Annotated in this window: 8 protein-coding genes; 6 read left to right on the forward strand and 2 right to left on the reverse strand. The window is 64.0% G+C overall.

Translation table 11 applies throughout. From position 1 onward, the window contains the following. Positions 1-138 precede the first annotated feature (138 nt). From ACTWQA_RS54810 to ACTWQA_RS54830, 5 genes are read left to right on the forward strand one after another with little or no spacing between them, the layout of a single operon-like run. On the forward strand, positions 139-1,293 hold the full coding sequence (locus ACTWQA_RS54810; protein ID WP_443166748.1) for a glycosyltransferase: 1,155 nt from the start codon (positions 139-141) through the stop codon (positions 1,291-1,293). Further along, positions 1,290-2,243: an NAD-dependent epimerase/dehydratase family protein gene (locus tag ACTWQA_RS54815; RefSeq protein ID WP_443166749.1), complete on the forward strand. Its 954-nt coding sequence runs from the start codon at positions 1,290-1,292 to the stop codon at positions 2,241-2,243. Before ACTWQA_RS54810 ends, ACTWQA_RS54815 begins: the two co-directional genes overlap by 4 nt. 54 nt (positions 2,244-2,297) lie before the next feature. Further along, the gene (locus ACTWQA_RS54820) at positions 2,298-3,287 is read left to right on the forward strand and encodes an NAD-dependent epimerase/dehydratase family protein (RefSeq protein WP_443166750.1); all 990 of its coding nucleotides are present in this window, start codon (positions 2,298-2,300) and stop codon (positions 3,285-3,287) included. Continuing rightward, positions 3,284-4,321, forward strand: coding sequence for a glycosyltransferase family 4 protein (locus tag ACTWQA_RS54825; RefSeq protein ID WP_443166751.1), 1,038 nt, complete (start codon positions 3,284-3,286; stop codon positions 4,319-4,321). The genes ACTWQA_RS54820 and ACTWQA_RS54825 overlap by 4 nt, the downstream gene beginning before the upstream one ends. Continuing rightward, complete coding sequence (locus ACTWQA_RS54830; RefSeq protein WP_443166752.1) at positions 4,305-5,678, forward strand: polysaccharide biosynthesis tyrosine autokinase; 1,374 nt, start codon at positions 4,305-4,307, stop codon at positions 5,676-5,678. The genes ACTWQA_RS54825 and ACTWQA_RS54830 overlap by 17 nt, the downstream gene beginning before the upstream one ends. 358 nt (positions 5,679-6,036) lie before the next feature. Here the strand turns inward: ACTWQA_RS54830 and ACTWQA_RS54835 are convergent, their stop codons facing one another. Continuing rightward, positions 6,037-7,707 carry a DUF4012 domain-containing protein gene (locus ACTWQA_RS54835; RefSeq protein ID WP_443166753.1) on the reverse strand — a complete coding sequence of 557 codons (1,671 nt, stop codon included), beginning with the start codon at positions 7,705-7,707 and terminating at the stop codon, positions 6,037-6,039. 245 nt (positions 7,708-7,952) lie between these two features. Next, positions 7,953-8,306 carry a hypothetical protein gene (locus ACTWQA_RS54840; RefSeq protein ID WP_443166754.1) on the reverse strand — a complete coding sequence of 118 codons (354 nt, stop codon included), beginning with the start codon at positions 8,304-8,306 and terminating at the stop codon, positions 7,953-7,955. Between the two features lie 552 nt (positions 8,307-8,858). On the opposite strand from ACTWQA_RS54840, the gene ACTWQA_RS54845 reads away from it, so the two are divergent. Continuing rightward, the gene (locus tag ACTWQA_RS54845; protein ID WP_443166755.1) at positions 8,859-9,416 is read left to right on the forward strand and encodes a hypothetical protein; all 558 of its coding nucleotides are present in this window, start codon (positions 8,859-8,861) and stop codon (positions 9,414-9,416) included. Positions 9,417-9,463: the final 47 nt, after the last annotated feature.

A 9,463-nucleotide genomic window follows, 5' to 3' on the forward strand; every position in this document is an offset into this window, starting at 1 on the left:
TGGTAGGGAATAGGGAAAGAATTCCACCGCTACTGGGGCGGTGTCGGCGTACAGATCGGGTGGCAGGTTAGCTTCTCGGACATGATGAGGCGAACAGCAAGGGCCCTCGCGATGCGAACCAACGGCCGGATAAGGGTCATGGAGATCATCGCTCGCCTGAATGTCGGCGGCCCTGCCACACAGGTCATGGGGCTGTGTGCGCGGCTGAACCCTGAGGAGTTCGAGCATCGCCTCTATGCCGGCCAGGTCGATGAAGATGAGGCCGACCACTTTGAGCTAGGGCAGGCGGCGACCCGACTCCACCGGGTTCCCGGCCTAGGCCGCGCGGTCAAGGCCGGCGACGACCTCCGGGCTCTCATCTGGCTGATCCGCGCCATGCGCGAGTTCCGTCCGCACATCGTGCACACCCGTACGGCCAAGGCCGGCGCCCTTGGCCGGATGGCCGTTCGCTTCGCGGGTGTCGGCTCGGCACGCGTTCACGTCTTTCACGGTCACCTCTTGCATGGCTACTTTTCGCCGGCCAAGCGCCGCCTCTACGTACTTTCGGAACGACTGCTCGCTTCCATGTCGGACCGGCTGGTCACTGTCGGCTCCAAAGTCCGTGATGATCTGCTGGACGCGAAGATCGGGCGGCCGGAGCAGTACGTTGTGATTCCCCCCGGTGTTCACCCGGCAAAGGCGCCCGACCGTGAGGCAGCGCGAGCCCGTTTGGGCATCCCACCGGACGTGCCGGTCGTCGCATACGTGGGCCGGCTCACCACCATCAAACGACCGGATCGTTTTCTGTCCGTGGCCGAGTCCGTGCTCCGTCGGCTGCCTGAATGCCAATTCGTGGTGTGTGGCGGCGGCGATCTCGCCTCTGTTGTGGAAAGGAGTTCCGAGCCTCTTCGCCGCTCCTTCCATCTGCTCGGCTGGAGGAAGGACGTGGAGTACGTCTACGCCGCCGCTGACGTGGTCCTGTTGACCTCGGACAACGAGGGAACCCCTCTGACGCTCATCGAGGCTGGAATGGCCGGCGTCCCGGTCGTCTCCACTCGCGTCGGAAGTGTCGCCGAGGTCGTGCAGGACGGGAAGACCGGACTGCTGGCAAGTACGGACGTCGGCGAACTCGCCGCGCATACGGTCCGGCTGCTTTCAGATCAGGCTCTGGCCATCCAGATGGGGCAGGCGGCACGGGATTGGACGACAGGCGCGTTCGGCTTGGAACGGCTCGTCGCGGATACCGAGGACCTTTATCGGTCGCTCTGCACATCGACAGGACATCGCTTCATCGCTGAAGGAGGCAAGAGATGAAGGTCCTTGTGACAGGCGGCGCGGGATTCATCGGCGCGCATCTCTGCGCGTCGCTCGCGACGCGGCCCGAGGTCGAGAAGATCACGGTGCTGGACGATCTGAGCAGCGGGAATCTGGACAACCTCGACGGTGTCGGCGTGAATGTGGTGCTGGGCAGCATCCTGGATCGAGACCTGGTGACGAGTCTGGTCGCCGACGCCACCACCGTCGTCCATCTGGCCGCGCGGCCTTCTGTGCCGCGATCCCTGGCAGACCCTGTGGCCTCGCACACCGTTAATGCCACGGGCACGGTTCACGTCCTGGACGCGTGTCGCATCGGAAAGCCGCATGTGATCCTCGCGTCCTCGTCATCGGTGTACGGCAACGCGCCGGAACGATACAAGCACGAGGATCTTCCTGCCCGGCCGCTGAGTCCGTACGGCGCGAGCAAGCTTGCGACAGAAGCCTACGCGGTCGCATATGCGGAGAGCTTCGGCCTACCCGTCCTACCCTTCCGCTTTTTCAATGTATACGGCCCCATGCAGGCTGCTGATCACGCCTACGCCGCCGTCATACCGGTGTTCGTGTCAGCGGCTTTGCAAGGCCGCGCCCTGCCCGTATACGGCGATGGCAACCAGGCGCGGGACTTCACGTATGTGGGGTCCGTGGTGAACGTCCTGGTCGAGGCGATGATTCGGAAAGTCACCTCCTCGAAAGCGGTGAACCTGGCTTTCGGGACGCGCGTGACGTTGAACCATCTGATGGGCGTTCTGGGACAGGTCCTCGGCCAGCCGATCGAGCCCAGCTACATGCCTCCCCGGATCGGCGACATCTATGAGTCGCAGGCATCTCCTCACCTCTTGCGAAAGCTGTTTCCTGACGTACGCCCGGTATCGCTTGAGGAAGGGCTTCGCATGACTGCGGCCTGGTTCGAAAAGACAACAGTCGCGGGCTCGAACGAGCCCGCCTGACTTGGCGCTTCCTCCCGCGATGAACGTCTCAACTTCTGTGACTAGGGGAAGCCTGTGAAAAATGCAGCAACGAGCACGTACCTGATCACGGGTGGCAGCGGATTCGTCGGGTCGCATCTTGCCGATGCGCTACTCGCCCGCGGTGATTCAGTCGTGGTCCTGGACAATCTATCGACGGGGCGGCGGGACAATCTCAGGCCGCATGCTCGGCTCCGGTTCGTGCACGGGTCGGTCCTGGACGAGCTCATGGTTGACGAACTGGTCCGCCAGTGCGATGTCGTTGTCCATCTCGCGGCGGCGGTCGGCGTCAAACTGATCGTCGAGCAGCCGCTGCGGTGCCTGACGACCAACATCCGGGGGTCGGAGATCGTTATCGAGGCATCGCATCGGTATCGCAAGAAAGTCCTGATCACCAGCACCAGCGAGATTTACGGCAAGAACTCCTCAGGACCGCTGCGTGAGGATGCGGACCGCATTCTCGGCAGCCCGTCTGTCGTGCGGTGGGCCTACAGCACGGCGAAGGCCGTCGACGAGATCCTGGCCAATGCGTATCACCGGGAGCGCGGCCTTCCGACGATCGTAGTGAGGCTGTTCAACACCGTGGGGCCACGGCAGAGTCCGGCCTACGGCATGGTCCTGCCCCGCCTTGTGCGGCAGGCGATCAGCGGCGTTCCCCTCACCGTTTTCGGTGACGGAAGCCAGACCCGGTGTTTCGCGCATGTGGCGGACGTCGTCGACGCGTTGCTCAGGCTCCTGGACCTCGACGCGGCGGTCGGCCAGACCTTCAACATCGGCTCTGCGGAGGAGGTGAGCATCCTCGAGCTGGCAAAGCTGATCATCCAGCGGACCGAATCCACATCCGGGATCCGACTCATTCCGTACCACGAGGCCTACGTAAAGGGCTTCGAGGACATGACGCGCAGGGTGCCCGACACCGCCAAGCTGCGCGAGCTCACCGGTTGGGCTCCACGACACACCCTGGAAGAGATCCTCACCGAGGTGGTCGGAGAAGCCCGAAAAGATCTCCTGGCGTCCGTCCCGTGAACGGCACGATCACCTTCGCCGCGGGCGTGGGCGCGTTTGTGATCAGCTATACGCTCCTCGTGCCGCTGAGGCGCTGGGCGCTGCGCTGGGACCTGACCGACCGCCCCAGCAGGAGGAAAGCGCACGCTAGTCCGACTCCTTACCTTGGCGGCATCGCGATCAAGCTTGGCACGCTCGTCCCTGCGGCTGCGGCGCTCGGCTTCGCCGATCAGCGGATCACTGCCATACTCCTGGCCGCCATGGCCATAGGCATGGTCGGCCTGATCGACGACGTCAGGCCGCTGCAGCCGTTCACCAAGCTGGCCGTGGAGGCCGTGGCGGCGATCGGAGTCGTCTCCTCTGGCGTCCATGTCACCCTGACCGGCGGATGGCTGGACGGTGCTCTCACGATGCTGTGGATGGTCGTGATGGTCAACTCCTTCAACCTGCTGGACAACATGGATGGCGCTCTGGGAACCGTCACGATGGTCACTGCGGCATTCCTCGCCGGTACGGCCTTCGTATCAGGCGAACCGTCGCTGGGGCTCCTTCTGATCGCGCTCGCCTGCACCAGCCTGGGCTTCCTGCCGCACAACTGGGCGCCCGCGAAGATATTCATGGGCGACTCCGGATCCTTGTTCATCGGATTCGCACTCGCCTGCTCCGCCGTTCTCCTGGTGTCGGGGCGGGGCCCGGATGCGACGATCGCGGGCCTGCTCCTGCCGACGTTCGTGGCGACCGTCGACACGGGCGTCGTGTTCCTCTCGCGGGTGCGGGCGGGTCGTTCGCCACTGGTGGGCGGCACCGACCACGTGTCACATCGGCTCCGCCGGATGGGCCTGCGGACGCGGGCGGTCGCAGTGGTGCTCGGCCTGGCGGCGGCCGTGGCCGGCGGCTGCTGCCTGGCGATGGCTCTGCAGTGGATATCACCGCTGGCCACAGCGGTGGTCGCATTTGGAGCCGCCGTCCTCTTCATCAGCTTGCTCCAGGGGTGTGGGCGTCAGCACGCCGATCGAGCACCCAAGACTCGAGGTATCCGTGAAAGGCGGCATTAATCCAGTGGATCTGCATTCTTACGTGCGACTCCTGCGTCGCAACTGGCTGCTCATCCTTCTCTCACTGATCATCGGAGCGGTCTCAGCGGCCGTGATCACGGCGAACACACCATCGAAATACGCCGCGACCATCACCATGATGGCCAACAACACAAAGGTCGACAGGTACGGTCGCTCCCAGCCGCTCTTGCCTCAGCAGGTGAAGTCCTATGCCAGCCTGCTGTCCAGCCGACGTCTGATCAGCCAGGTCGTAGACAACGAGGCAGAGGCCGGGGTCCTTCAGGGGAACGTCACAGCGCAAGCCATCCCGGAAACTTCGCTCCTGCGGGCGACGATCACCGACGGCGACTCCGTTCGCGCCACGCGCCTCGCCGAGACTCTTGGTGCCCGGTTCGCCGAGATGGTGGAAGACATTGAACGGCCGACCGGCGTCAGCATCATGGTGGTTGATCCGCCGAGGGTATCCCACGAACCGATCAGTCCCCAGCCGCTGCAGAACGTCGCGTCCGGAGTGTTGATCGCGCTGCTCATCGGCGTCGGATCGATTTTCCTCCGTGATCGCTTGGGCAACGCTGTCAAGAGCTCCCAGGCGCTTCAGCGGTCGTCGCAGAGCCCCACACTCGGGATCATCGGGTACGAGAAGGATGCTCGGCGTCGCCCCCTGATCGCGGGGGACAGAAGCAGTTCGATGAGATCTGCGGCATATCGCGCGTTGCACGCGAATCTGCAGTTCATCGGTATCGATCGGCAACCCAAGTCACTCATGGTCACGAGTTGCCTTCCGAATGAGGGGAAGTCATTGACCTCATCCAATCTCGCCATCGCCCTCGCGCAGGAGGGATGGCGGGTGCTTCTGATCGATGGTGACCTCCGCCGTCCACGCCTTCCTGACTACTTCGGTGTCGAGGGCGCGGTGGGTCTGACGGATGTGCTCATCGGCAAGGCGCAGTTGGATGATGTTGTACAGCGCTGGGGGGAACTCGATCTTTACGTGCTGCTGAGTGGCCAGACGCCGCCCAACCCGAGCGAACTGCTCGGCTCGCGTGGTATGGGGCAGCTGATCGAGGGACTTACGCGAAGCTACGACATGGTGATCATTGATGCGCCGCCGCTCCTTTCTGTCACCAGTGACGCGACCCTCGCGGCGGCCTGCGACGGCGTGCTGCTGGTCGCGAGGTACGGCAAGACTCGGCATGAGCACATCGTTCGTGCCCAGGACCTGCTTTCATCAGTGACCGCCCGCGTAGTGGGGACCGTACTCAACGCCGTGCCGATGAAGACCGCTGGCTACGGTCACGGTCATGAGGCGGAGTCCGACGTCCACCTCGATGACGCAGATCTTGTTCGAGCCGGGTGAGCGACCGTACGGGCTTCGGCTCTGGCAGGCATCCGGTGGGTGACAAAGTGTGCGGACCGGGCCCGAGTGGTGGCAGTGCCCTGCTCAGCATGTGGAGAGCTGGTCCAGAGGACGCACGCCTCCCACTCGGATGAGCGTGACTGCGGGCAGACAGGACGGTTCGCCGTTGATCGGGGGCCGTCCTTGCCCGTATCCGCGTCCGGCGACCCGGGCCGGCAGCAACTCGGCCTGGGTCCGCGGATTCCGGTGTTCGAGCCGGTGGAAGATGGGCCGGAGCAGTAGTCTGGGCCGCATGCCCCGGCGCCTGAACTGAGTGTCGACTAACCGAAGAGCCCGGCGTCGCCGGGCTCACTCCGCTCTAACCCGTCGGGCAGCCCCGGTTGTCCTGAGTGATCCGGGTTTGCTGGGGACGGACCAGCGGTTGCACGGGAACCACCGGTGGCGCGGCCGAGTAAGGCTCAAGAAGGTCGAACTCCAGCGTCCTTGATTGCCTGGGGGCGAACTCCAGCAGGGAGTTGTAGACAGGGTGGGATCGTTCCGTCTGCCTGGTAAGACCAGCCGACTTGCCGTCGATCCGCAGGGTTTCCGCCCTTGCGCCGACTCCGGCGTAAAAGGACACCCACAGCAGGTTGGAGCCGGGAGCACGGTAGCCCTTGGGATAATCGAGCCGCTCGCGGACGTATTTGGGCAGATTCCCCGGTGGCACGTTGTTGGTGAGGTGGATCCGCACCTTGGAGGGACGCATGCCGTCGCTTCGGCACGGGCCCAACTCGTAGCTGACCGAGCGATCCAGATAGTAGTCGAGCTTGGTGCCGGCGGAATTGATGATCATGAGCCCGGCGAACGGCCCCGGCTTTTTGGGGAGTACGCCGCTGAGCGGGGTCGCCGTCAAGCGTTGCTGTTCGGACTTCCTACGACTCCAGATCTGGATCCTCCGCTCGTCCACCATTTGTGACATGGCGGATACCAGGGCGAGGGGATCTGGGTGGGATTGGGTTATGGCTTTGCTGACGGTACTGGCGATCGCGATAAGAAATTCCTTGCGCTTCAGCGGATCCGGGTACCGGACATATGCTTCCCGTTCGGTAAGGTCGACCACATTGTCCGCGGTCACCTTCTCGCCGCTGGGCAGGGTGACGGGTCCGATCACCTTTAGCAGGTAGGAGAGGGCGACCGGATCGGTCGCGATCGCGCCGTCCAACTGCTCGCCGGTCTCATGTTCCCACAGCCCCATCCAAGTCTTCGCGGCGTACGGGAAATGGGGGGAGAGATTGGAATTGGCCATCAGGGAGACCGCGCTGGGACCATAACGCTCAAGGAAGGCACGGCCATGATCGGCCACCACGACCTTTCCCCCTATCAGGCTGGCGTTGGAAGAGAGCCGCTCGATGTTGAGATGGCCACGGTCGGCTTTCAGGATGCCGAACGCACCGACCAGCCCTCCGGTTCCCCGTGCCTCGGCGTTGGTCTGGAACGCCAGGAAGTAGCGCCGCGGCCCGTTGTAGCCCAGCATCTCTGGCAGCAAGGCGGCGGTATCGTGCACCGTGGGGTCGTTGGCCAGATCCAGCCAGTCCCGTAGCCTGTCCAGTTCGCTCAGCGCTGTGGCACGGGCCTGGTTAAGGGCGTCCAGGCCGGTGTCGGCCGGGGTGGCGGCGAGGCCGGATCGGATCTGGTCGATGCGGCCGGCGGCGTCGCGCAGCACCGGGGTGGCTGTTTCCAGGCTGGCCGGCAGCGTTTCCACGTTGTCGAGGGAAAGTCCCTTCACCGAGATCAGCTTCGTCACCACGCGGTGAACGTCCGTCAGCACGCCGGTCAGATCGGCGGCGGCGACGGTGAGCCCGCGGACGGTTGTCGCGCCGTCCTCCAGCGGTGGGATGCGACCTATCAACGACCAGTCCTGACCGCTGGTGATCCGGCGTGCTGCTTCGGCATGGCGCTGCGCGTCGGCGATAGCGCCGGATGCCCCCGACCGGTCGCTCGCGCGCAGCCGCTCGAGTGCGTCCTCGGCCGCCTCGAGATGACTCTTCACGCTCAAACCAAGGTACGCCGTCCAACCCACGGCCAGCGCGAGGCCTGCCGCAGGGCATAGCAGGCATATGCCGATGAGCCGACGCTTCGTGTTTCTCACTGGAGGATCGGCTCCTACTCCTCATCGGCGGTTTCGCGACGCACCACGGCGATCGCCGTGCTGGCGGTTCCGGCGAGCAGAACGCCCGCACCTGTCACAGCCGGGGCGTGACCGTAGTGGCGATCGTCGACGTGGAGGTCCACCGTTCAGCTGCCTTTCTGGTGCCGCGTCGCCGTCTGCTTCGCGTCCTGGAACGGGGTCGCCTGCTCTCGCGGTGGGTACGGCGGGTAGGGCGGGTAGGGCTTGGCGTCCGCGGCCGTAGCAGATCCGATGGTTCCCGCGGTTCCGGCGAGCAGAACGCCCGCACCTGTCACAGCCGGGGCGTGACTGTAGGGGCGTTCGTCGACGTGGAGGTCCACCGTTGAGTTGCCTTTCTGGTGCCGCTTCTGGTGCCGCGTCGCCGTCTGCTTCGCGTCCTGGAACGGGGTCGCCTGCTCTCGCGGCGGGTAGGGCGGGTACGGCTTGGCGTCCGCGGCCGGAGCAGATCCGATGGTTCCCAATGCGACTCCACCCCCGAGCACTGCCGCGAGCAAAACAGATCTCGTGATCTCCCGTGCCATTTCGGCCCACCATAACCTTTCGTCGACTGTTCGAACATTTCGCCCAGAATGTCGGCGGCATGTTCACTACGAATCCGTTGTATGTGGCCAGCCGGTAGATATGCGTTTCTCCCGTTCTTCCTTACCGAATAATCACTGATAGTTCTTCTTGTGTTGACGGTCCGCCACGAACCTAGCATCGGCTGAGCATCGAGGGCTCTGCTCAGTGACGCAGGCGGCCATGGAGCGACGCTCGCTGAATGGCTGTTGCCGTACTAATAGTCGGGTATTAGCCCGTGTGTCGATATATGGGGCAAGTTCGGTGGCCACATCAGGAAAGGTGTATGCTGCGGACATTTTTTGTATCGTCATTCCGATTCTTTTGCCTTAATTGCATGTATGTCCATGCGTTCGGGTTTATGTGGCCAGGTATCTTCGCAGTGCATCGCATGGGCACGCGGTGTCCCGGAAAAGTAAATTCTCGCAATGGAGGGAAATCAATTGGTTTCTCGTATGAGCAGCACCGCCTCACGCGCGAGCGCCACCGGCCGCCTGCTGACGTGGGCCGTCGGCATAACGATGGCCTGCGGAGCTGTGGGACTCTCAAGTGCGACGACATCCGCCCACGCATCCACGGGATCGACGGAGGGCGCTGCCCACGAGCAGGTAACCCGGGAGAGCACGCCATGGCTCGACTCCACGTTCGTGGAACTCCGGGGCACCACGGACACGTATCAGCGCCAGCTCTTCGCCGTCGCGGCCGAGCGCGGTGTCCCGTGGGTCTACGACTCGCGCCTGCCTGCTGGGCAGCGGTGGCAAAGCCTCAGGAGAGTGCCGGGAAGCAAGGGCAGCTACGTGTTCACCGTCTCCGTCGCGGGTGACCAAAAGAGCCTCGACGGTAACGGCGACGTCCAACTGCTGATCAGGGCGCGGACCGCTTCCGGTATCTGGGAGACGCGTTGCGGTGTCCAGGCCAAGGGAACTGCCCCAACCGCTCCTGAGGTGCCGGTGCTGTTCCCGACGGCCGGCCCTCTGACCAACTGCACTCCATGGGCGGCTATCTATCCATAAGATCACGATCAGGGCGGGCGGTTCTCGATATCGTCGATATCGAGAAC

Source organism: Nonomuraea sp. 10N515B, assembly GCF_052245915.1.
Taxonomy (GTDB): Bacteria; Actinomycetota; Actinomycetes; order Streptosporangiales; family Streptosporangiaceae; genus Nonomuraea.

Excerpts from the sequence above, each read along its gene's own strand:
- ACTWQA_RS54810 (WP_443166748.1), top strand. The coding sequence starts at position 139 with ATGGAGATCATCGCTCGCCTGAATGTCGGCGGCCCTGCCACACAGGTC.
- ACTWQA_RS54815 (WP_443166749.1), top strand. The coding sequence starts at position 1,290 with ATGAAGGTCCTTGTGACAGGCGGCGCGGGATTCATCGGCGCGCATCTC.
- ACTWQA_RS54845 (WP_443166755.1), top strand. The coding sequence starts at position 8,859 with ATGAGCAGCACCGCCTCACGCGCGAGCGCCACCGGCCGCCTGCTGACG.